Below are 22,035 nucleotides of genomic sequence, written 5' to 3'. Positions count from 1 at the left end.
TAACCGCTTAACCTGGTATTTTTCTCAGCTATGTGTTATAATTTTAGCACTTTAGTAATAAAAAATGAAATCATTTGGAGGGTTCAATGGCTAATCTTACATACAGAGATCAGGAAAAAATTATGAATACGGAAAAGCTGCGCGAAATGCTTCTGGAGCTGCCGCCATATGTAAAAGATTTCTTTCGGGCAAAGGAGCCGACAACCAGTGATAAGACAAGAATTTCTTATGCATATGATTTACGTGTATTTTTCCGCTTCTTACAGTCTACCAATCCCGTTCTGGCGGGGAAAAATTTAAAAGATATCAAACTGGATGATCTCTCACTGCTTCAACCGGTGGATTTTGAAGAATACCAGGAATATCTGAAAGCGTATACTACCAATGAAAGCGGCTCATACGAGACGAATTCCAGAACAGGAATTTCAAGAAAGATGTCAAGTATCCGTAGCTTCTTCGAATATTTGTGCAAAAGACAACTGGTTCCTGCCAATCCTGCCCGCATGGTGGATATGCCCAAACTCAGTGATAAAGCGATTATCCAGCTGGATCCGGATGAGGTGGCAAATCTGCTGGATCACATAGAGAACTGTGGAAATGAATTATCCGGTGTTCAGCTTTATCATTATAATAAGCATAAATACCGCGATCTGGCAATCATTACGCTTCTGCTGGGAACCGGAATACGTGTGTCTGAATGTGTGGGGCTTAATATTTCCGATGTGGATTTTAAAAACAACGGAATCCGCATTATACGAAAAGGCGGGAATGAGATGGTTGTTTATTTTGGGTCAGAAGTTGAAGATGGCCTGAGGGATTATCTGGAATTGTCCAGAAATTCCATTACGCCAATTGCGGGGCACGAAGATGCATTATTTCTTTCCAATCTTCGAAAACGCATTAGTGTAGATGCTGTGGAGAAATTAGTAAAGAAATACAGTTCTGCGGTTACGGTAAAAACAATTACCCCTCATAAACTCCGCTCTACTTATGGTACGGCATTATATCAGGAGACAGGAGATATTTATATCGTTGCTGATGTACTGGGGCATTCTGATGTAAATACAACGAAAAAGCATTATGCGAAACTGAAAGATGAAAGGCGAAGGGCTGCTTCAAAAGCGGTGAAGCTGCGGGAAAGATAGTGCGTTGCAGATTTGGCATTTATGTATCCAAATTCACAGTTTCGTTCTCTAATTCAATGGCTTTCATAACCCGGGCTGGTACTCCGCCTGCAATTGTTTTCCCAGGGACATCTTTTGTGACAACTGCTCCTGCCGCGATTACAGCTCCATCACCAATAGTAACGCCTGCAAGAACAACTGCATTGGATCCTATCCACACATTTTTACCGATGCGAATTGGTGCCGGGATTAAGTCTCCCCTATGTTCCGGATCCAGACTGTGATTCAAGGTTGCAAGGACCACATTATGACCAATCAGGGAGCCGTCCCCAATGGAGATTCCTCCCTGATCCTGGAATTTACATCCGGAGTTCAAAAACACATTTTTTCCAAAGGTAAGGTTTTTGCCGCAATCTGTGTAAAAAGGCGGAAATAGGCAGAATGATTCGTCCACCGGCTTCCCGGTTAATTGTCCCATGAGCCCTCTGATTTCATCCGGGGCATGATAGCACCCGTTTAATTCTGCGGTCAGCTTTAATGCTTCTTGAGAAAGCATATGCATATAAGCATGTATCTTCGTACCACCTGTAATGGTTTTTCCACTGTCCATAAATTCTAAAAATTCTTTTAATTCAATCATATTTCTCCTCCAATTAACTTGATTATTAATAATTTTATTTTAATAATCTTAATACTCAATGTGGCTTTGGCAGCCATCACCTTAGATATAGTATAAATCCGGCACACGTATATAGCAAATACTTATATTTGATAGATTTAAATAGTTAAAACCTATTCATAAGCGTGGTATCCGCTCAAGGTCCAGAAGGGGTGTGACTTCCCGACCATAGATTTTTTCAAAAAGGTTTATGAGGGACAGGGGACAGTCGTAAAATAAATTTCGAAATTATGTATCGGTTTTATTATTCCAGAAACTTGGATGATTTATTTTAAACAGGATTGAAGGAGGTAATGTGCATACCAATATTATGTCGTTCTTATCCTTAATTTGCTATATATTATCTCTTTCTGAAGCAAATTCGGATGATTTATAATAGTTTCTGTATTCCTTAGGGGTCATGTGCTTATATCTTTTAAATATCTTTCCAAAATAACTCTGTGTCGGAAAATTTACATATTCTCCAATGTGTGCGATTGTCTCTTCCGAATATGCAAGTAAATTTGCTGCGCGTTCTGCTTTAAACCAATTGATATAATCCTGAAGTTTCATTCCGGTTTCTTTAGAGAAAAGGCGTGACAGATAGGTGCTGCTTAGTCCAAGTGCATCCGCTAAATCATTCAGATATATTTTTTCCTTATAATGCTTGCTTATATAGTCTTTGCACTGGTCTACATAATTAGAGCTGCCTCGTCCCTCATTTCTTCTTTTCACCTGCTCTGTCAGTTGTTTTACCGCAAGATTTCTACATCCCACTAATGCCGGAACGTTGTCATATTCATCACATTTCTGTATATAAAAATCACTCAGCTGATAGGCAGCTGCGGGTGAAACGCCGCCCTCAATTGCGGCTCTGGTGCACAGAGTAATGGCTACGATCACTACTTTTTTCCAATGGTTTACTTCCCTTTTTGACAGACGTCCGGTTCCTTCATCGATAACCATATTGTATTTCAGTGCATCTTCTGTCCGTCCTTCTCTGACACATGCTAATAATTGGCGTTCTTCCTGATAGGTATGATGATAAATTCCGGCGGTATCTTCTTTTATTTGAAACCGAAGTATCGCCTCCTCAATACCATCGTGCAATCCCTGCGCCAAATGATTTTCTCGAATTATTGTTTCCTGTGAACAGGTAATGACAGGAGATTCCACGGAAGCCATCTGCACAATTGCCAAAGCCTGTGACAGCGTAAAGACAGGCAGCGTTTTTTCCTCTCCTGCGTGTATGCCATATTCACGGTAATAGTGATGCAATTCCAGCCTGCTCAGGTTTTTGATGCTCATGGGTCCTATTAAAATGTATTGATCCTTTTGTTTTACACAGCCCCAGAGGATCTGATACCCGTCCTGATATAAAACAGGAACACTTTTGGCATCTGCCATATGTAATAATTTTTCCTGAAAATTTTTACATATGGCAATCGGATTTGAACCGCTGCTTTTCCCGCACTCTTCCAGAATATTATTTTCTAAGATAAAAAATCCTGTTCCGGTTAATAATGACAATCTATTTAGGTAATTACTACTTTTAGTCACTGGTAAACCTCCGCATTATGATGGGCACCTCCTGATATGTGGTGAAAAACCTCTGCATTTTTTATACATCAATTAATTTACTTATTTACCTTTTGGTTCATTTTACGGTTCAGGCGTTTGCGGTAATGGTCTGTCCAAAGTTTATTTCCCTGCATTAGTTCGTCACAAAAAGATGCCACATCTTCGCCGGTCACATCAAGAACGTGTTTGCCATGAGCTGCACCATCCTCAAACAGATCAATCAGGTCATACTGTGTTTTCAACATATCAAATCCACTTCCGCTTGAAAAGCTCCACATATAGTTCTGTATCTTTTGATATACAAAACGATAGTCTTCCGGCAAAACATTCACCCTGTCCATCTGGTCACGGTATTCCTTTTTGTCACCAATCATTTTTTTGATGATATTAGCCATACTTATTTTCCCTCCCTGTGAAAGTGTTCCAAGATCTCACGATTTAACCGTTCCCTTGGAGTGACGGTGTCTGAAGCGTTTGCGTGGATTAGCTCATCACAGAAGGATGCCACGTCATTGCCCACCACATCGCGAATGAGTTTCCCTTCGGCAGCATTTACTTCAAACAATTCCAACAAGTCCGTGAGCATCTCCAGATTATAGCCAAAGTTGTAAAAATAATGCAGGATTTTTTTGAACATATATCGATAGTCCTTCGGAAGGGCATTCACGCGTTTTGTAAATTGCCTCCAGGCACGCTTTTCATTCAGGTCACCTATTACCAGTTCCATAAAAGATTTTTTCATTTTCACTGCTCCTCTCTTAATTGATTGAGTTTGGAAGAGACAAAGTCCCATTTTTCCCAAAACTTCCGCAGCTCTTCCCGCCCGTTTTCGTTTAAGGTAAAGAACTTTCTTGGAGGTCCCATGTCGGATGGTTTTTTAGTTATTTCAACTAATTTATTTTTTTCCAGCCGGATTAATATCGTATACACTGTACCCTCCACCACATCTGTAAACCCCAGTGCATTCAGGTGCCTGGTAATCTCGTAGCCATAGGTTTCCTTTCGGCTGATAATTTCCAGCACACAGCCTTCCAGAACACCCTTTAGTATTTCGGTTAAATTTTCCAATTGTCCCGCTCCTTTCTACTTGGTATAACTTGTATGCAGTATTACTTAGTACTGGTATATCGTAGCACTTAGTAGCTTAGGTGTCAAGGGGTATTTTTTTCCACCCAAAAAGGGCATATGACAGCCCATATACCCTTTTTTGAATGGTATGTATTCATGCTTTCTTAAAGTGCCGTTCCCTTTTTCGGAATAAAAAGATGTGACATATCCACCCCCTCATGCTCCAGCAGTTTTATCTTTAAGTGGATACCTCCTGCATAACCGGTCAGACTGCCTGTTGTACCCACAACCCGGTGACAGGGAATGATGATGGAAATTGGATTATGTCCCACAGCACCGCCCACTGCCTGGCTGGACATCCTGTTTCTGCCCATTATCTCTGCCATTTTTTTTGCAATGGAGCCGTAAGTTACGACTTCACCGTAAGGAATTTCACATAAGATTTTCCAGACTTCCTGCCTGAATTCCCCACCGGCCGGGCGCAAAGGCAGTTCGGAAATCTCCGGCTTCTCTCCGGCAAAATATCTGTCTAACCATTCTCTTACGGTTAGAAACACCGGGAGATCATCCATCCTTACCATTTTATCTGAAACGGAACCCAAAAAATATTTTTGTCCCTCTATCCACAGCCCTGTTATATTTTCACCATCACAGGCAATGGACAGCATACCCAGCGGTGATTGAACATTTGTAAAATAATACATTTTACCCTCCTCCTGATGTATAAAGCGATTGCGTCGATTTAATCTGCGCAGCCCAAATCAATTTAAAGTGCGTTCTTATTACTGTATTATAATTTTACCACATGTTCACTAAAAAACATATCCCGTATTCCTGAACTTAGGATTCTTCTTTGCCTAATCCTTTTGTATAGAAAAAATGATATTACAATATTTTACTTTCACTAAAGAGAACGCATTAAGTTAACCATTTCAATGGCTCCCTGGGCACATTCAAACCCTTTGTTACCCGCTTTTGTTCCGGCTCTTTCGATTGCCTGTTCAATATTGTCTGTTGTTAACACTCCAAACATTACCGGAATGCCGCTTGAAAGGCTGGCCTGGGCAATCCCTTTTGAAACTTCGCTGCATACATAGTCATAATGGCTGGTACTTCCGCGAATGACTGCGCCCAGACATATGACAGCATCATATTTCTTGCTCTGTGCCATTTTAGAAGCAATCAGAGGAATTTCAAATGCCCCCGGAACCCATGCCACCTCAATTTGATCCTCCTTTACATTTTCTCGTTTTAAACAGTCTATGGCACCCGACAGTAACTTTGATGTTATAAATTCATTAAACCGTGCGGTAACAATACCCACCTTGATATCTTCTGCTGCTAAATTACCTTCATATATTCTCATTTATTTTTCCTCCTCTAAGTTTAAAAGATGTCCCATGCGGGTTTGTTTTGTTTTTAAGTAAAATTTATCGTAGGGAGTCGCCTTAATCTGTATTGGCATGCGTTTTGTAATTTTTATACCATAATCTTCTAACTGGTACACCTTATCCGGATTGTTCGTCAGCAGGCGCAGCGATTGAATACCTAAATCCCGCAGAATCTGCGCACCGATGTAGTACTCACGCAAATCCCCCTGAAATCCTAATGCAAGATTTGCGTCTAAGGTATCCATACCGCCATCCTGCAAATGGTAAGCCTTCAGTTTATTTACTAATCCGATTCCCCGTCCTTCCTGACGCATGTATAACAGTACCCCATTTCCATGATCTGCAATCATTTTCATAGCCGCATCAAGCTGTTGTCCGCAGTCGCATCTTAAGGAACCGAATACATCTCCTGTGAGACATTCGGAATGGACTCTGCACAGAACCTCCTTTTCATCTGCTATGTTCCCCATAACTAAAGCGATGTGATGTTCTTGATTCAATTTATTAACATAACAATGTGCCATGAAATCACCATACCGGGTTGGCATTTTGGTAATGGATACGCACTCTGCCAATTTCTCATTGATTTTACGGTATTCCTGTAAGTCTTTTATGGTAATGCAGGGAATCTGATACTGTTCTGCAAATTTCAGCAGGTCATGGGATCGCATCATACTCCCGTCATCATTCATAATTTCACAGCAAAGGCCGCATTCTTTTAATTCCGCCAGACGCATCAGATCCACGGTTGCTTCGGTATGTCCGTTTCTTTCCAAAACCCCGTTATCTTTTGCAATCAGCGGAAACATATGGCCCGGGCGGCGGAAATCTTCTGCCAGAACGCCATCAGAGACACACATGCGGGCCGTCATACCTCTTTCCACGGCTGAGATACCTGTTGTGGTTTCTTTATAATCAATGGAAACGGTAAATGCTGTTCCATGATTATCGTTATTCGTTTCAGCCATTGGGGGCAGGCACAGTTTTTCCGCCAGTTTCCGGCTCATGGGCATACAGATTAAGCCTTTTGCACAGCTTGCCATAAAGTTTATATTTTCCGTTGTTGCATATTCTGCAGCACAGATTAAATCTCCTTCATTTTCTCTGTCCCAATCATCCAGTACCAGTATCATTTTACCAGCCTGCAGTGTACTTACCGCTTCCTTTACAGAATCAAACTTCATTTCCATACCTCCTAATATCCGTATTTTGCAAGTAGTTCCCGCGTTAAATATGAAGAATTTTCGTTTCCTTCCAAGATAAATTTTTCAATATATTTTCCTATGTAATCATTTTCCAGGTTCACTATATCATGAACCGCTTTCGATGCCAGCGCCGTATGTCCCATCGTGTGGGGAATTACGGAAACACAGAAACGGTCTCTGTCTGTCTTTGCTACCGTCAGACTGATGCCATCCATTGCAATGGAACCTTTTTCTACAATATACCGCATGATTTTTGGAGATGTTTTGACGGTATACCATCGGGCTGCTGCATCGCTTTCTATTTTGATGATGGTACCCGTTCCGTCCACATGTCCGGTAACAATGTGTCCCCCAAACCGCCCGTTCACGGACATGGCTCTTTCCAGATTGACAATGCTTCCGTGCCTTAAGTGTGAAAGGGAAGTACGTGCTATGGTTTCGTGCATAACGTCAGCTGTGAATGCCGATGCGGTAAAACCGGCTGCCGTGAGGCAGATCCCATTGACTGCAATACTGTCACCGGTTTTTATATCCTGTAAAATCTTATTTGCATGCACCGTCAGACGGATCGAATTTCCATTTTTCAAAATGGCTGAAATGCTGCCGGTTTCTTCTATGATTCCTGTAAACATGGATAGACCACCTCACTTTCCATCAAAAAATCATTGCCAACTGGTATGAACCGGGTGTCTGCAAGCAGAAATGCCTCAGCCGGCAGGGCTACCCCTATACCGCCCACAGGAGATACGGCGTGGCTGCCGCCAAAAATTTTCGGTGCAATATATGCCTGAATCCCGTCCACAATTCCCTGCTGCAATGCGCTCCAATTCAACATGCTGCCCCCTTCTAAAAGTATGCTGTCCAGGCCCATCTTTCCAAGAACCCCCATAAGTTCATGCAGATTCACATGTCCGTCCTTTTCACTGGTTTGTATAATACGGCAGCCTTTATTAAGGTATTGCTGTATCTTATTTTCATCAGCGGAGCAGGTTGCCAGTATGGTTTCAGCAGAATAGGTTGATGCTGATTGAACAATTCGGGAATTCAGGGGTGTCCGTAAATGGGTATCGCAGATAATGCGAACCGGATTTGAAGCATTTTCCAGTCTGCAGGTCAGCAGCGGATCATCCTGGATAACCGTGTTTACGCCTGCCATAATGGCGGAATATTGATGTCTGGTTTCCTGTACCTGGTATCTTGCTTTTTCACCGGTTATCCATTTAGAATGTTTTGTATACGTGGCTATTTTGCCATCCATGGTCATGGCGTACTTCATCATCACATAGGGTTTCCCGGTTGTAATGAACTTTGCAAAGGTACGAATGAGTGCTTTACAGTCCTTTTCCAGGACACCTGTTTCTACACGAATCTTATTTCTTTGTAAAATGGCGGCTCCTTTCCCGGACATTTGAGGATTGGGGTCAAGTGTGCCGATTACAACCCTTGTAATACCGCTATTGATAATAGCTTCTGTACAAGGCGGAGTTTTTCCGTAATGACAGCAGGGTTCCAGGGTTACATACATTTCTGCCCCCTTGGCTGAAGTATTGCAGTTCTTTAGTGCATTTCGTTCAGCGTGTAGACCGCCGTAACTTTCATGATATCCCCGTCCGATCACCACACCCTCTTTTACAATCACTGCACCAACCATGGGATTGGGATTTGTAAATCCACTTCCCTTTTTCGCAAGTTCTATGGCCTGCTTCATGTATTCTAAATCCTTCATTTTTATACCTCCTGCATAGTGCAGATCTGCCTGCGATCCTGCCTTAATAAGTAAAAATGCTTTTCTTTCACACTTCACCTCCAAAAAAATACATGCCTTGAATAAAATCTACTCAAGGCATGTAAAATGGAGGTCCTATGCGCATTTAACAAAAAAACTCTGAAATGATAATATCATTCCAGAGCACAAAAAGCACATAAAACTGCTTTAACATCTTCTTTCATCCAGACTATACTGTCGGCTTCGGAATTACACCGAATCATGCCTTACGGCTCGTGGGCTTTACCACCGGTAGGGAATTACACCCTGCCCTGAAGATTTCTATTCAATTGAAATTTATTATAAACAGGTTTTCTTTGGAAGTCAAGTTATTTCAGGCACGCTTTAATATTTTCAAAAGTTCCATATGTGGATGCAGGGTATCTGCCTGGAACACATCCACACAATTCTGGTCTGAACTTCTGTCAGCAAATGCCGGGAACAGGAATCCACACTCAGGACTATCCGGCTCATAATCTCCTTTTAGCGGGCATATGGCACAAATGAGATATTCGTAGACTTCTTCTGACTCTCCCACTCTTTCATGATCCGATGCTTTCACCGGTATATCATACCGGTCATGGTACACCATCACGGCATAATCATGGTCGGAATGATAGGATTCCCCTATCAGTTCATAGAATGTTTCCATCAATACATCATTCTTAAGCCCACAGGATTTCATTCCCATAAGAAGCCGCCACATACTGTTTGGTCCCATAGAATCACTTGGAAATTGATATCTTTTCAGATTCTCATTTGTTCGGGAAAATGGAATCTCTTTTGCAATCTTTAACTTCTTTTCCTTTTCACCAGCAGAAAGCTTTAAAAAATTAGTATTAAACGTACCATCGATTTCACCGTCCGCATCCATATAGCATCCTGCAATCCTCGTCATAGACGTTCTGGCAGGTGTCATTCGTCTGGTCAATTCCAGCATATCTTCTCTGTTAATCATAATTATAATCTTGTCTTTCCCTTCTATCTAATATTTCATGCCCTATTTTAACATACTTCCCGGGGTTATGTCACCAAAATAAAACCGGTTACTGTAATGCTGTAAATCAGAAACGCTGACAGGTGTAATACACGTTTAAACAATCTGTCGTAAAATCAGGAAATGTCCCTGCCTTTGAAGGCTCTGACTGCTGTCTTATAAGAAACAATATAAATAATAAATACAATAAAAAGATTAATGATGGAAAGACCGATTCTCGGAAGATTTAGAGAGTCATTTAAAATACTTAGTAGTTTTGAACTGCCAAATACGATAACTGCAGATCCCGCATATGAAAATATTGTAAGCAGTTCCATCTTTTCAACTGCATTTTCAGACAGATATATAAATCCAATGGACAAACTGCCGGCACACAACGCAATTGCGGCTGCAGCCATGGTCATTTCCAAAAACAGGATGAAATCGGTACGATGGGTTATTAACCCCGGCAAACTTATTAGAAAGCCCGCCAGAATTCCCACGCTTATAATCTCTAAAAGAAGAATGTATTTACTCAGAACAATTTCATTTCTGCTCAGCATCGCCGGCACAGCAAGTTTATCCCATTTCACATTATTGTCCATTGTAAAGGTAGAAGTTACAGTTGTACTGAAAATCAGTATCGGTATTGCAGTAATAAAAGCAGGTCTTTTTGTTGCATAACAATAGGCGATTAAAATGGCGGTCAAAATCAGATACATGTTTTTTATTTTATTTAAGTTGTAAATATCTTTTCTAATTAATCCGTTCATACCACTGTCCCCCTTGCAAGTATCAGCATAATTTCTTCTATGCCAGGCTGTTCTATCAGTATTTCTTCCTGATTGAAATGATTCCCCATGGTATTGTCCAGGATAAAGTCTACATGGTTCCCTTCTGCCCGGTAAGCTATCATACCACTTTTGTCCAGTTCATGAAATTTTGAAGCCCTGCAATGCATCAGACTATAATTATAGAGCAGTTCATCCTTTTCTTTACTGAAAATAACATGGCCATTATTAATAAAGGTAATATAATCTGCAATCTTCTCAAGATCTGTAATAATATGGGATGAGAAAAGAATACTATTGCCTTCATCCTGAATAAATTCCAGAAATAATTTCAGTATTTCATCTCTCATGATGGGGTCTAACGATCCTGTGATTTCATCTAAAATCAACAACCTGGGACAATGGGACAACGCAACCGCCAGATTTAGTTTTACTTTGTTGCCTTTTGACATCTCTTTGACCGCAGTATGTTCCGGTATCTCCATCCGCTGTAAATAGTGATGGAATAAATTTTCATCCCATTTTAGATACATTTTACTAAAAATTTTATTGACCTCTTTGGAAGTAAGATGTTCCGGAAGGTTATTATCATCGTACACAACTGCGATATTTTCTTTATCTTCTTTCGTCAGTTCCAGATAATTTTTGCCAAAAATCCGTATATCTCCTTCGTTTAAATTAATTATGTTCAAAATAGAATTGATGACGGTAGTTTTTCCGGCTCCATTGGGGCCAATCAACCCCATAATAGCTCCTTCGGGACAGGAAAATTGAACATGATCAAGAGTAAATGATGCAAACTTTTTTGTAATATCATTGATTTCAAGAATATTTTTCATATAGCACCTCATTTTCAGTATCAATCAATATGTGAGTCATCGAACAGCAGCTTTATCAATCCAATAACGCTGTCTTGTTCTATGTTATATTTCTTTGCAAGTGCAATTAATTCCATCGCCTTGACTTCCAATATCTGATTACGCTGGTCTTCCAGACCACCGGAATTATGATTCGTGATATAGGTTCCTTTTCCCACCACGGTTTCAATAATACCTTCCTTCTGAAGCCGGTCATATGCTTTCTGGACTGTAAGCACACCGATTCCCAGTTCTTTTGCCAGACTTCTTACAGAAGTAATCATATCACCGGTTTTTAATTCGCCAGTCAGTATCATATCCTTAATCTGTGAGCCTATTTGTTCATATATTGGTTTGCTGCTTTTGTGGCTTATCATAATTTCCAATTTCCGTTTTCACCTCTCTTTTTCAAACTCGCTGAGGACTTCGCGGCTATTTTTAAACTCTCTGTACAACTTAGCGACTATTTCCCAACTTACAGCAGGATAACCGGAACCAAAATACACAGAACCATGATAATTAATAATACCCACCCTAAAATCCGCTGCGTCCTTGACAGGTTTCTCTTTTGAAAAGTCATTTTTGTTTGAATCTGAGGGAAACATTCCAATAGTTTTTTTGCAGGATCTTCATCTCTTTCAGCGACCATGATATCTTCACCAGCATAGGAGTCTCCCATATATATGTCCATTATGCTGCCCTGGCGCCATGCCATAATACCGTTCTCTTTTAAAACACAGATCATTTGCTCAGCCTCCGTCATACTTCCCACAGAAGCTATTTTAACAAATCCTTTTTCGTTCATAAAATTCACCTCCGGCTTGCATATTTGCACCTCTTATATATAACACTATAATACACTATATAACACCTGTCAATATACAACAGCCGGATTCGCAATAAATTTTGTTATTCTATTGATTATTCAAAGGACAATACGGATTTTATAATTATCACCAATTTACTCTTTTAAACATATAATATTGAGATAAATCTAATTTATCGAACAAATTTGTTTTTTTCTTTTATATTGTATTATCCGATATTGAATAATTTGATATAGAAAATTTTGTTCCGGATGCGGTACAAAATTGTATGCACTACAATGTGCAGAAATGGAGGTAATTATGAGTTGTAACAGAAAATGTATGCAAACACACGTTCACGAGGTGCTGGGAAGCGTTCGCCTTGCCGAACTGGACGAAGATCCACACAACCACCGCTTTGCAGGTGTGACAGAAGAAATAATAAAAGTCCCCGGTGGACACATCCACAAATTTACTTCGAAAACAGATTTTTATGAAGATCACTTCCATCCCATTTGTGTAACAACGGGCTTGCAGGTTCCGGTTGGCAAATGCGGCGATGAGCGCCATGTGCACTTTATTGATTCTCAGACAGAAATAGAAGATGGGCATTGTCATAGATTTATTGCTGCTACTTTAATCGAGAATCCTATTGGTGATTAAAAATTCAAACTATTTATTGATGGCAGGCTTGCAGGCTTGCCTGCAATATGCAGGGGTTAAGTAATAAAAAAGGATGTCGCAAAGCAGCTGGTCAAAAAGCTGTTGCGGCATCCTTTTGCGGTCTTTTCACTGCTGTTAGCGTAAAAGTCCCATTTTTGTTATCAATATTTAATCCGCCATCTCACGAATCTGTTTTCTGAGTTTCAGAATCATGGAAGGAGCAACTGACAGCTCATCTACGCCCATACGGATGAATTTCTTCGTCAATTCGGGGTCTGCACCTAATTCTCCGCAGATACCCGCCCATTTTCCATACTTATGGGCATTGTCCACCACCATTTGAATCATTTTCAGAATCGCCTTGTGGTGGGGATTATAAAAGTCATCCAGCTTTTCATTCTGCCTGTCAATTGCCAGCGTGTACTGGGTTAAATCATTTGTTCCAATGCTGAAGAAATCCACGATTTCAGCCAGTTCATCGCTGATCATGACTGCAGCAGGTGTTTCGATCATAATCCCCTGTTCCGGAAGTTTGTAAGGAATCTGCTCCTTCTCCAGCTCTTCTTTCACTTCATTTACAATTTCATAAATCTGACGGACTTCTTCCGTGGATGTAATCATTGGATACATGATCGACAGATTTCCGTATACGGCTGCACGAAAGAGTGCACGGAGCTGCGTCTTGAATATATCAGGCTGTTTCAGGCAGATACGGATTGCGCGGTAACCCAGGGCAGGGTTATCTTCTTTGCCCAGGTTAAAATACTCTACCTGCTTATCCGCTCCGATATCTAATGTACGGATAATTACTTTTTTGCCTGCCATCATCTGCACGACCTGTCTGTATGCCCGGAATTGCTCTTCTTCTGTTGGGAAATCCGATTTTCCAAGATATAAAAATTCACTGCGGAATAACCCAATGCCTCCGGCATCATTTTCCAGTACATATCCCACATCCCCTACGCTTCCGATGTTAGCATAAATATTGATTTTCTTTCCGCCAAGGGTTACATTTTCTTTGCCTTTCAACGTATTTAGAAGCTCCAGCTTTTCTTTCTCTTCCTGAATTCTGATTTTGGTCTGGCTGCATAAATCCACGGAAGGATCAAATATTACTTCCCCTGTAAATCCGTCCACTACCGCTTCCATACCGCTTTGAATTTCTTCCAGATTCACCGGTACTCCGATCAGTGCCGGGATATTCATCATACGTGCCAGGATCGCCGTATGGGAATTGGTAGAGCCATGCACGGTTACAAATGCCAGAATTTTGTCTTTATCCATCTGAACGGTTTCACTGGGGCTTAAGTCATCTGCCACAATGATTGCAGCTTCCATGGTACTTAAGTCCAGCCCGTCCTTTCCTTCCAGGTTCTGAACCAGGCGATTGGAGATATCCTCGATATCTGCTGCCCTGGCTTTCATATAGTCATCATCCATGTTGGCAAACATTGCAGAAAAATTATCTCCGGTAACGGCAACGGCGTACTCCGCATTGATCATTTCTGTCCGGATGGAATTGTGTATGGAATCCAGATAATCTTCATCTTCCAGCATCATCTGGTGGACTTCGAAAATGGCAGCACTGGCTTCGCCTACTTCTTTTACCGCCTTATCATATAATTTCTGGAGCTGCTCTTTTGCCGCTTCCAGAGCCGTTTCCACTCTTTCAATTTCCAATTCTGCATTTTCAATCTTTTTACGTTTCACCTGGTGATCGCTATTTTTGAAGACCACAACAGGTCCCATAACGATTCCTTTATATACCGATTTTCCTGATAATTTTAGCATTTTCTGCCTCCTCAATATTTTTAGAGCATTTGAGCGTGTGTTAAATTGCTTCCGGACAGACTTACGTCACACTTGCAAATACGCTCCGGCTCGTTTGTCGCGATTATAAGGTTTCTTCAAAGAATTTTTTCATACCCTGATACGCAGTTTCTTCGTCGGATCCTGTAATTACGATTTCCACGGTCTGCCCGCATTTGACGCCCAGGCTCATCACAGCCATCAGTTTATTTGCATCCGCTGACTTGCCGTCTTTTGACAGCGTAATTTTACTTTCGTATTTTTTTGCCTCTTTTACCAGCAGACCTGCCGGTCTTGCGTGAATTCCTACCTCATCCTTGACTACATAACTAAAATTCTTCATTGTTCTTGTCCTCCTTTAAATATTCTCCATTTGTCGCTATTACGCGCTGATACCAATAAAATGATTTTTTCTTTGTTCTGGCAAGAGTCCCGCTTCCGTCATCCTGTTTATCTACATAGATGAATCCATAGCGTTTTTTCATCTCACCGGTTCCGGCACTGATTAAATCAACCGGTGCCCAGGATGTATATCCGATCAGTTCCACACCATCTTCTTCCACAGCCGCCATCATAGCGCGGATATGTGCATCCAGATACTCAATGCGGTAATCATCCTCTACATATCCGTTCTCATCCGGCACATCGGCAGCTCCCAGCCCGTTTTCTACAATAAACAGTGGTTTCTGGTAACGGTCATATACATGATTTAAAGTAATCCGCAGACCCAGAGGGTCAATCGGCCATCCCCATTCACTGAATTTCAGATAGGGATTCTTAGCTGATTTAAAAAGATTTCCCTCAGCCTCATCCTGCCCGCCCCCGGGTGCTGCGATACATCTGCTGTTATAGTATGAAAAGGATATAAAATCCACCGGATACTTCTTTAAAATTTCAGCATCCCCATCTTCTATCAGGGGGAAAATGCCCTTTTTACGAAGGCGCTTTACTGCATAGGACGGATAATATCCCCTTGCCTGAACATCCACAAAAAAATAATTTTCCTGATCTGTAAGCAAAGCCTCCCATACATCTTCCGGTTTACAGGTATAAGGATAGGCACTTCCTGCCGCAAACATACATCCTATTTTATTTTCCGGATTGATTTCATGTGCCATTCTGGTGGCAAGGGCGCTGGCTATCAATTCATGATGAGCGGCCTGGTACTTAATCTGTTCTTCATTATCGCCTTCTTCAAAATAAATCCCTGCACCCATAAACGGAGCATGGAGAATCATATTAATTTCATTGAATGTCAGCCAGTAAGTCACATATTCCCGAAAACGGGTAAACAGCACTTCGCAAAGATGCAGATAAAAATCAATGAGCCCTCTGCTGCGCCATCCGCCGTATTTTTGGATCAGCCAGATGGGACAATCAAAATGAGAAATGGTTACCAGCGGCTGTATCTGATACTTTTGGCATTCCTTAAAAATTTCTTCATAAAATCCCAGGCCTTCTTCATTTGGTTCTTCTTCATCGCCCTTTGGAAATATTCTGGTCCAGGCAATACTTAAGCGGTATACCCGAAATCCCATTTCACCAAAAAGCCGGATATCCTCCTTGAAATGATGGTATAAATCAATCGCCTCCGCTGCGGGATAGCTATGTACATCATCCATCTCGAGCATCTTCAGATGTCCGGTAATAACAGCATTTCTGTCTTTGCCGGCCGGACACACATCTACATTAGCGGCACCTCTTCCACCTTCCAGGATACCACCCTCACATTGGTTGGCTGCCGTAGCGCCGCCCCACATAAAATCTTTTGGAAATCCCATAACCTCACCTCCTATCGCAGTATTTTCAAAAGGTTTTCGCCCGGATTTATCTGATTGCCGGCAACTTCTATTACACCCAGATAATCATCTGAATTGGTAACAATCACCGGAGTTTCCAGGCAGAAGCCTTTTTCTTCTATAAAATCTTTATCAAATTTTATCAGAAGCTGTCCCTTCTGTACCCGGTCGCCCTCTTTGACCATAGCTTCAAATCCTTCTCCATTTAACTGCACCGTGTCCAATCCGATATGGATCAGTATTTCAGCACCTTCCTCCGTTTCCATTCCCAGGGCATGAAGTGTTGGAAACAGGGTGGAAACCACTCCGTTTGCAGGAGCGAAGACATTACCTTCCTCCGGTAAAACGGCTGCACCCTTCCCCAGAACACCGGAAGCAAATGCGTCATCTTTGATGGATTCCAGCTTCAGGACTTTCCCTTTGACAGGGCTTCCAATATCCATTTGTTTATACATGGATTTCTGTTCTTCATTCACTGCCTTAGCCGAAACAAGGATTTGCCGACTATCCTGTACACTGTCGTAAACGTTTTCTTTTGCATTTTCTTTTTCATTTCCATCTTTATTTACTGTTTCCATTACTGCCTTATCCCGATATAAAATCATGGTAGCCGCAAAAGCAATCACCATCGTTATTGCTACTCCTGCAACGGCCACTATCAGATTGCCCATGCTGCCATCCGGTTCAATCATGGCGGGAAACTCAAATATGCCCATGCCGCCCATCATAAATTTCCGGAAGTTAAAGGCTCCGTAAAATCCGCCGCCGATACCGCCTACTATACAACTAATGATAAAAGGTTTCTTGAGCGGCAGCAGAATACCGTAAATAGCAGGTTCTGTGACACCAAAAATTCCGGAAATAAAGTTTGGAAGAGCCATTTCTTTGAGCTGCTTATTTTTGGTCTTAAAGAAGATTGCCAAAACCACTGCTGAAGTTGCAAAGGTGCATGCGAAGAACGGCATCATTACATTATCATAACCGTTTGTCATAATGTTATTGATATAAACCGGAATAAAACCCCAGTGCAGACCAAAGATTACAAGAACCTGCCAGGTAAGCCCTACAATGGCTCCGGCTAACATGGGACTGAAATTACGAACGGACATAACCGCTTCAGCAATGATGGCAGACCCGAATGTAGCCAAAGGCCCGATCAGCAAAAATCCGGCCGGAATAGCGATAACCAGTGTAAGCATTGGTACGAAGAAGAATTTAACCAGATCCGGAATAAATTTATTAAAAAACTTCTCACATTTTGATGCAAAGTATACTACAAAAATAACCGGAATTACGGTTCCCGTATAATTCATGGCAATCAGGGGAATTCCAAAGAACTCCGTGTACACGCTGGATTCAAAAACAGTTCCTCGAAACAGGGTGTAGAGCACATCCCCTCCGGCTGCAAGAGCACTGTTTTGTATGGTGGGGTAACACATAATGGCACCGATTACTAAACCAAGCATCGGTTTTAAACGAAACTTTTTCGCTGCCGTGTAGCCAAGGAACAATGGCATATAGTTAAATAACCCGTCTCCGATTGCATTTAATACCAGATATCCGCCGCTGGTATCTGAATATAATCCCAGTGCTATAAACAAGGCATTAAAACCTTTTACCATACCGCAGGCAGCCATAATTCCAAGGATTGGCTGGAAGATACCGGAGATAACATCAATCGCCCTGTTAAAGAGATTTCGGGACCGGGCATCATCCTCTTTGTCTGTACTGTCCTCTTCTAAGTCAATCAGAGGCATAACATCGGCATATACCTCAGGCACATGATTCCCGATTACGACCTGATATTGTCCGCCGCTTTTCATAACAGTGACGACACCATCCATATCTTTGATGATTTCATCATTTGCTTTGCTTTCGTCCTTCAGTTTAAAACGAAGCCTTGTGATACAGTGTGTCAGGCTGCTGATATTTTCCCTGCCGCCTACATTACTAACAATTTCTCTTGCCAGATTCTCATACTTACCCATTTTTTGTCCTCCATTAATAATTTTATTTTCTGAAGGTTTGGCCAACTAAATGTCACCATCCTGGCATACATGGCATGATGTGCGGTATTAACTTACTGCCTTATTAACCACACGTTCTATATGAATCGTCAGATAAATCTGCTCTTCTTTCGACAGCTGATATTCATATTTCTTTAAAATAAACTGCGTAATTTTTTCTACACAGCGAAAAGCATTCTGATATTTCGATTTGATAACATCCCACAAATCGTCATTGTCTTCTTCATCATAAATATTGTGGTCAATCAGACGTTTTGCAAAAAATTTCAAATGAGTGATAAAACGGTAATAATAGACATCATCTTCATCAAATTCAATTTGATAAAAATATTTGACGATGTTGGCTATTTCCTGCATAATCCTTGTAATTTCATACATATTGTGCATGATTTCCTGGTCCATCTGGGCATTTGCCAGGTGAAGCGCTATAAAACCGGCTTCATCATCGGGTAACCGCACTTTACATTTCTCCTGAATCAGATCCAAAGCCCAGAGCCCAACTTGAAATTCATCTTTATAAAATCTTCGAATATCCCATAACAATACATTTTTTACAGTTACTCCATCCAGAAAGCGGAGGATAGAAGTATGTACATGGTCAATGAGGGAAATATAAATCATATCGTTAAGTTTCTTTCCAAGACGTACCCTGGCTTCTGAAATAATTTCCTCTCCGATAGCTATATGCTCTATCGGAATATCCTGAATCAGTACCTGGAATTTGTTATGTGCATCCTTAGCGGATAGAAAGAATATTTTATCAATCATCTCCGGATCAATATCATCTCCTGCTTTTTTCTTAAAGCAGATCCCCCTGCCCATAACGATTTTTTCCTGATCTTTATCATCTACCACGACCGCCACATTGTTATTCAGAGCTTTAAATATCCTCATTTACTTTTCCCCCTGTACGATGCCAAAAGTGTAATTTGGCAATAAAAAAACCTATATGCACAAATAAACATGAAAGCATGGGCTTTCAAAATTATCTCTACATACAGGTTTAGCTTGTCTGCACAATCACTATCCTTTACTTGCAGAAATCATAGCATAGACCAAATCAGAAGTCAATCGTATCCGCCTCATTCCATGTAGTTTCTCTGTTTCTTCCAAATTTTCACTATCATTTTTGGTTAAATTGTCATTGCTTATTGTAATTACAAAGTTTCTGCGGTATTATAATAAAATTCTACAGCCTGAATAAAAGGCAAAATAAATTATTGAAGGAGGATGAAGTTGAAAGAAGGATATTATCTGATTGGAGAAGTCAGCAAAATTACCGGAATTTCAAAAGATACACTGCATTTCTACAATAAAATAGGATTACTGACACCGGATTATACAGATAAAAAGAATCAGTACCGATATTATTCCCGATGGAATTTATGGCAGCTGGACATTATAACAACATGCCGTAAATTAAGTGTACCTCTGGAAAAAGTAAAACAGCTTCTTAATTTTCATGATAATGCGAAAATAACACAGCTTTTATTGGACTATCGCAATGAAGCATTGCGTTTAAGCGCCTATTACCAGCAGGTAGCGGATGATATTCTATGGTATGACCAGGAAAACCGGCGGATTTCTTCCGGCGTAAATCTTGCAGATGTGCAGATGAAATGGCTCGATGAAGAAACTGTCATAGCCGGGGTTTTGAAAAGAGATGTAAGTTCTTATCATGCCAATCTGCAGGAAGCCGCCAAAGATGAGCTGCAGTATGTAAGTACCATTCAGAGAAAATATGGCTATCTCATTGACCAGGATCAAATGGTAGATGGGAGGGTATGTAAGTACAGGGAATATTTAAAGATTGCGGATTCCGGTTATGCACATGTCCAATCCGAAAATCTCTATGTGCTGCCCGCGGGATACTATGCGGTCTGTATTGTGCGTATCATAAAGGATACTGCAGATTTCCAGCCGCTGATACAATGGATGAATGTCAATGGATACACAACAGACGAAGTATACGCAGAAGAATTGGGGCTGCAGTTATTCGATTACATAGACGATTACTACTGCGAAATAAAAGCCCATTTAGTAAAAAAATAACATAAAAAAAAATACTTGACAATGTAGTTACTCCATCCTTTATCCTTTGCAAAAAAGAAAGAGGATGAGTTACTATGAAACAGACACCCATATGGAAAATATTATTAAAATTGTGCCCACCGGTTATGCTTGCCTTATTGATTCAGTCTGTCTACAATATTGTGGACAGTTATTTTGTAGCACAGCATTCAGCGGAAGGATTGACAGCGCTATCGATCATCTTTCCGATCCAGCTTTTGATGACCGCCATTGCAACGGGTACCGGAACCGGCATTAACATTCTGATATCCAGAATGGACGGAGCAGGTGATTTGAAATACCAGAATAATATTATTAAGAGCGGATTATTTTTAGGACTATTTAACTTTCTGGTATTTACTATACTAGGATTATTATGCATGAATACCTATTGTCAATTTTCTTCAGATCAGCTTATTGTTCGGGAATTGGGAATTCAGTACTGCCAAATTATCTTTGCTTTTTCCCTGGGAATGTTTGTAGAAGCTAACTGCACGAAGATACTGCAGGCAAAAGGAAATATGCTTCTCCCTATGTATGCCCAAATTGTCGGAGCCTTTATCAACGTGGTTTTAGATCCCCTTTTAATTTTCGGGCGTTTGGGGTTTCCGGAAATGGGGATACAGGGGGCTGCCATCGCAACGGTCATTGGACAATGGTGTGCCATGATGATTGTTCTTATTTCAGTAATGCATAAATGTTCGTTAAAGGGAAAATTAAGTCTGCAAAACTGTATTTTAATATATAAAACAGGACTTCCTTCGATCATTATGCAATCCCTGTACACACTTTATATAGTGGGGCTGAATCTGATATTAAAACAATTTACGGAAAGTGCCGTGACGGTGCTGGGAATTTATTATAAATTGCAGACATTCTTTTTTATTCCTCTTATGGGATTACAGCAGGTAATCCTGCCTATAATCAGTTTCAACTATGGAGCAAAAGATCATGACCGTGTGAAGCAGACGCTTCGCTGTTCTATCGTTGTTTCATGCATCGTGATGCTGGCAGGATGTATTATATTTATAACCGTGCCAGAACAGCTGATACTGATTTTTTCTAATAACAAAGAGATTTTGGAAATCGGGCGTTCAGCACTTCGTATTATCTCTGTAAGTTTTATTCCGGCTGCCTTTGTAATCATGTTTACCGTTTACTTCCAGGGGGTCAATAAAGGAAATGCCAGTATCAGTGTTACGATTCTCCGCCAGATTATTCTTCTGGTACCGTTGGCTTGGCTGTTTCATTTTAAAGGTCTTTTCTTTGTATGGTTCACTTTTCCGGTTACTGAGATTCTGGCACTGCTATTTTGCACATGGCTCTATAAGAGAGGGCCCGCCGATGTAAAAGTACATCACGAGTCTTTTGAACTTCCATTAATTTAAAAAAATACTTACAAAAATCTAATTTGTATGTTATACTTACTTCCGTTAAAAATTCAT

At 40.8% G+C, this 22,035-nt stretch carries 24 protein-coding genes and 1 riboswitch; of the genes, 4 read left to right on the top strand and 20 right to left on the bottom strand.

Features of this window, described 5'->3' with window-relative positions; translation table 11 throughout:
- Positions 1-86: 86 nt before the first annotated feature.
- On the top strand, positions 87-1,145 hold the full coding sequence (locus QR40_RS10995) for a tyrosine-type recombinase/integrase (protein ID WP_044294926.1): 1,059 nt from the start codon (positions 87-89) through the stop codon (positions 1,143-1,145).
- Between the two features lie 19 nt (positions 1,146-1,164).
- On the opposite strand, the gene QR40_RS10990 is transcribed toward QR40_RS10995, so the two are convergent.
- The 15 genes from QR40_RS10990 to QR40_RS10920 form a co-directional block, all read right to left on the bottom strand.
- On the bottom strand, positions 1,165-1,761 hold the full coding sequence (locus QR40_RS10990; protein ID WP_200889745.1) for a DapH/DapD/GlmU-related protein: 597 nt from the start codon (positions 1,759-1,761) through the stop codon (positions 1,165-1,167).
- A 375-nt stretch (positions 1,762-2,136) separates the two neighbouring features.
- Entirely contained in the window at positions 2,137-3,342 is a 1,206-nt protein-coding gene (locus QR40_RS29750; protein ID WP_052430796.1) for a helix-turn-helix transcriptional regulator, read from the bottom strand.
- A 77-nt stretch (positions 3,343-3,419) separates the two neighbouring features.
- Positions 3,420-3,758 (bottom strand): DUF1048 domain-containing protein, encoded by a 339-nt coding sequence (locus QR40_RS10980; protein WP_044294924.1) that lies wholly within the window; start codon positions 3,756-3,758, stop codon positions 3,420-3,422.
- A 2-nt stretch (positions 3,759-3,760) separates the two neighbouring features.
- Positions 3,761-4,105 carry a DUF1048 domain-containing protein gene (locus tag QR40_RS10975; RefSeq protein ID WP_027292921.1) on the bottom strand — a complete coding sequence of 115 codons (345 nt, stop codon included), beginning with the start codon at positions 4,103-4,105 and terminating at the stop codon, positions 3,761-3,763.
- Positions 4,106-4,107: 2 nt separating this feature from the next.
- A complete protein-coding gene (locus tag QR40_RS10970; RefSeq protein ID WP_027292920.1) occupies positions 4,108-4,431 on the bottom strand; it encodes a PadR family transcriptional regulator in 324 nt (107 codons plus the stop codon).
- 164 nt (positions 4,432-4,595) lie between these two features.
- On the bottom strand, positions 4,596-5,135 hold the full coding sequence (locus tag QR40_RS10965) for a methylated-DNA--[protein]-cysteine S-methyltransferase (RefSeq protein ID WP_027292919.1): 540 nt from the start codon (positions 5,133-5,135) through the stop codon (positions 4,596-4,598).
- 200 nt (positions 5,136-5,335) lie between these two features.
- Positions 5,336-5,797: a 6,7-dimethyl-8-ribityllumazine synthase gene (ribH, locus tag QR40_RS10960; RefSeq protein ID WP_027292918.1), complete on the bottom strand. Its 462-nt coding sequence runs from the start codon at positions 5,795-5,797 to the stop codon at positions 5,336-5,338.
- Positions 5,798-7,006, bottom strand: a complete 1,209-nt coding sequence (locus QR40_RS10955) for a bifunctional 3,4-dihydroxy-2-butanone-4-phosphate synthase/GTP cyclohydrolase II (protein ID WP_044294922.1) — start codon at positions 7,004-7,006, stop codon at positions 5,798-5,800.
- A gap of 11 nt (positions 7,007-7,017) precedes the next feature.
- Positions 7,018-7,659, bottom strand: coding sequence for a riboflavin synthase (gene ribE, locus QR40_RS10950; RefSeq protein ID WP_044294920.1), 642 nt, complete (start codon positions 7,657-7,659; stop codon positions 7,018-7,020).
- Positions 7,641-8,753, bottom strand: coding sequence for a bifunctional diaminohydroxyphosphoribosylaminopyrimidine deaminase/5-amino-6-(5-phosphoribosylamino)uracil reductase RibD (gene ribD / locus QR40_RS10945; RefSeq protein ID WP_044294918.1), 1,113 nt, complete (start codon positions 8,751-8,753; stop codon positions 7,641-7,643). The genes ribE and ribD overlap by 19 nt, the downstream gene beginning before the upstream one ends.
- A gap of 208 nt (positions 8,754-8,961) precedes the next feature.
- Positions 8,962-9,076: riboswitch (FMN riboswitch) on the bottom strand.
- 50 nt (positions 9,077-9,126) lie between these two features.
- Positions 9,127-9,750 (bottom strand): DUF4317 family protein, encoded by a 624-nt coding sequence (locus QR40_RS10940; RefSeq protein ID WP_044294916.1) that lies wholly within the window; start codon positions 9,748-9,750, stop codon positions 9,127-9,129.
- Between the two features lie 155 nt (positions 9,751-9,905).
- Positions 9,906-10,541 carry an ABC-2 transporter permease gene (locus QR40_RS10935; protein WP_044294914.1) on the bottom strand — a complete coding sequence of 212 codons (636 nt, stop codon included), beginning with the start codon at positions 10,539-10,541 and terminating at the stop codon, positions 9,906-9,908.
- Positions 10,538-11,398: an ABC transporter ATP-binding protein gene (locus QR40_RS10930; RefSeq protein ID WP_044294913.1), complete on the bottom strand. Its 861-nt coding sequence runs from the start codon at positions 11,396-11,398 to the stop codon at positions 10,538-10,540. Before QR40_RS10930 ends, QR40_RS10935 begins: the two co-directional genes overlap by 4 nt.
- A 20-nt stretch (positions 11,399-11,418) precedes the next feature.
- Positions 11,419-11,793: a GntR family transcriptional regulator gene (locus QR40_RS10925; protein ID WP_152614199.1), complete on the bottom strand. Its 375-nt coding sequence runs from the start codon at positions 11,791-11,793 to the stop codon at positions 11,419-11,421.
- A 98-nt stretch (positions 11,794-11,891) separates the two neighbouring features.
- Positions 11,892-12,221 carry a putative signal transducing protein gene (locus QR40_RS10920; protein WP_044294911.1) on the bottom strand — a complete coding sequence of 110 codons (330 nt, stop codon included), beginning with the start codon at positions 12,219-12,221 and terminating at the stop codon, positions 11,892-11,894.
- A 322-nt stretch (positions 12,222-12,543) separates the two neighbouring features.
- Between QR40_RS10920 and QR40_RS10915 the strand changes: the two genes are divergently transcribed.
- The gene (locus QR40_RS10915) at positions 12,544-12,885 is read left to right on the top strand and encodes a YmaF family protein (protein ID WP_081998862.1); all 342 of its coding nucleotides are present in this window, start codon (positions 12,544-12,546) and stop codon (positions 12,883-12,885) included.
- A gap of 168 nt (positions 12,886-13,053) precedes the next feature.
- Here QR40_RS10915 and ptsP read toward each other — a convergent pair whose 3' ends face one another.
- The 5 genes from ptsP to licT all read right to left on the bottom strand — a co-directional run bounded on the left by ptsP (position 13,054) and on the right by licT (position 19,414).
- Positions 13,054-14,676 (bottom strand): phosphoenolpyruvate--protein phosphotransferase, encoded by a 1,623-nt coding sequence (gene ptsP / locus QR40_RS10910; RefSeq protein WP_044294910.1) that lies wholly within the window; start codon positions 14,674-14,676, stop codon positions 13,054-13,056.
- A gap of 103 nt (positions 14,677-14,779) precedes the next feature.
- Positions 14,780-15,037 (bottom strand): HPr family phosphocarrier protein, encoded by a 258-nt coding sequence (locus QR40_RS10905; protein WP_027292907.1) that lies wholly within the window; start codon positions 15,035-15,037, stop codon positions 14,780-14,782.
- Complete coding sequence (locus tag QR40_RS10900; protein ID WP_044294909.1) at positions 15,024-16,475, bottom strand: 6-phospho-beta-glucosidase; 1,452 nt, start codon at positions 16,473-16,475, stop codon at positions 15,024-15,026. The genes QR40_RS10905 and QR40_RS10900 overlap by 14 nt, the downstream gene beginning before the upstream one ends.
- A gap of 11 nt (positions 16,476-16,486) precedes the next feature.
- Complete coding sequence (locus tag QR40_RS10895; RefSeq protein WP_044294904.1) at positions 16,487-18,481, bottom strand: beta-glucoside-specific PTS transporter subunit IIABC; 1,995 nt, start codon at positions 18,479-18,481, stop codon at positions 16,487-16,489.
- 87 nt (positions 18,482-18,568) lie between these two features.
- Positions 18,569-19,414, bottom strand: a complete 846-nt coding sequence (gene licT / locus QR40_RS10890; protein ID WP_044294902.1) for a BglG family transcription antiterminator LicT — start codon at positions 19,412-19,414, stop codon at positions 18,569-18,571.
- Positions 19,415-19,750: 336 nt separating this feature from the next.
- Between licT and QR40_RS10885 the strand changes: the two genes are divergently transcribed.
- Both QR40_RS10885 and QR40_RS10880 read left to right on the top strand, forming a co-directional pair.
- Positions 19,751-20,572, top strand: a complete 822-nt coding sequence (locus QR40_RS10885; protein ID WP_242858485.1) for a MerR family transcriptional regulator — start codon at positions 19,751-19,753, stop codon at positions 20,570-20,572.
- Between the two features lie 74 nt (positions 20,573-20,646).
- Entirely contained in the window at positions 20,647-21,978 is a 1,332-nt protein-coding gene (locus QR40_RS10880; protein WP_044294898.1) for an MATE family efflux transporter, read from the top strand.
- Positions 21,979-22,035: the final 57 nt, after the last annotated feature.

The sequence above is a fragment of the Robinsoniella peoriensis genome (assembly GCF_000797495.1).
Lineage (GTDB): Bacteria > Bacillota > Clostridia > Lachnospirales > Lachnospiraceae > Robinsoniella > Robinsoniella peoriensis.
This window is presented reverse-complemented; position numbering and strand designations above follow the sequence as displayed.

Excerpts from the sequence above, each read along its gene's own strand:
- QR40_RS10995 (WP_044294926.1), top strand. The coding sequence starts at position 87 with ATGGCTAATCTTACATACAGAGATCAGGAAAAAATTATGAATACGGAA.
- QR40_RS10980 (WP_044294924.1), bottom strand. The coding sequence starts at position 3,758 with ATGGCTAATATCATCAAAAAAATGATTGGTGACAAAAAGGAATACCGT.
- QR40_RS10975 (WP_027292921.1), bottom strand. The coding sequence starts at position 4,105 with ATGAAAAAATCTTTTATGGAACTGGTAATAGGTGACCTGAATGAAAAG.
- QR40_RS10965 (WP_027292919.1), bottom strand. The coding sequence starts at position 5,135 with ATGTATTATTTTACAAATGTTCAATCACCGCTGGGTATGCTGTCCATT.
- ribH (WP_027292918.1), bottom strand. The coding sequence starts at position 5,797 with ATGAGAATATATGAAGGTAATTTAGCAGCAGAAGATATCAAGGTGGGT.
- QR40_RS10955 (WP_044294922.1), bottom strand. The coding sequence starts at position 7,006 with ATGAAGTTTGATTCTGTAAAGGAAGCGGTAAGTACACTGCAGGCTGGT.
- ribE (WP_044294920.1), bottom strand. The coding sequence starts at position 7,659 with ATGTTTACAGGAATCATAGAAGAAACCGGCAGCATTTCAGCCATTTTG.
- ribD (WP_044294918.1), bottom strand. The coding sequence starts at position 8,753 with ATGAAGGATTTAGAATACATGAAGCAGGCCATAGAACTTGCGAAAAAG.
- QR40_RS10940 (WP_044294916.1), bottom strand. The coding sequence starts at position 9,750 with ATGATTAACAGAGAAGATATGCTGGAATTGACCAGACGAATGACACCT.
- QR40_RS10935 (WP_044294914.1), bottom strand. The coding sequence starts at position 10,541 with ATGAACGGATTAATTAGAAAAGATATTTACAACTTAAATAAAATAAAA.
- QR40_RS10930 (WP_044294913.1), bottom strand. The coding sequence starts at position 11,398 with ATGAAAAATATTCTTGAAATCAATGATATTACAAAAAAGTTTGCATCA.
- QR40_RS10925 (WP_152614199.1), bottom strand. The coding sequence starts at position 11,793 with ATGATAAGCCACAAAAGCAGCAAACCAATATATGAACAAATAGGCTCA.
- QR40_RS10920 (WP_044294911.1), bottom strand. The coding sequence starts at position 12,221 with ATGAACGAAAAAGGATTTGTTAAAATAGCTTCTGTGGGAAGTATGACG.
- QR40_RS10915 (WP_081998862.1), top strand. The coding sequence starts at position 12,544 with ATGAGTTGTAACAGAAAATGTATGCAAACACACGTTCACGAGGTGCTG.
- ptsP (WP_044294910.1), bottom strand. The coding sequence starts at position 14,676 with ATGCTAAAATTATCAGGAAAATCGGTATATAAAGGAATCGTTATGGGA.
- QR40_RS10905 (WP_027292907.1), bottom strand. The coding sequence starts at position 15,037 with ATGAAGAATTTTAGTTATGTAGTCAAGGATGAGGTAGGAATTCACGCA.
- QR40_RS10900 (WP_044294909.1), bottom strand. The coding sequence starts at position 16,475 with ATGGGATTTCCAAAAGATTTTATGTGGGGCGGCGCTACGGCAGCCAAC.
- QR40_RS10895 (WP_044294904.1), bottom strand. The coding sequence starts at position 18,481 with ATGGGTAAGTATGAGAATCTGGCAAGAGAAATTGTTAGTAATGTAGGC.
- licT (WP_044294902.1), bottom strand. The coding sequence starts at position 19,414 with ATGAGGATATTTAAAGCTCTGAATAACAATGTGGCGGTCGTGGTAGAT.
- QR40_RS10885 (WP_242858485.1), top strand. The coding sequence starts at position 19,751 with ATGAAGTTGAAAGAAGGATATTATCTGATTGGAGAAGTCAGCAAAATT.
- QR40_RS10880 (WP_044294898.1), top strand. The coding sequence starts at position 20,647 with ATGAAACAGACACCCATATGGAAAATATTATTAAAATTGTGCCCACCG.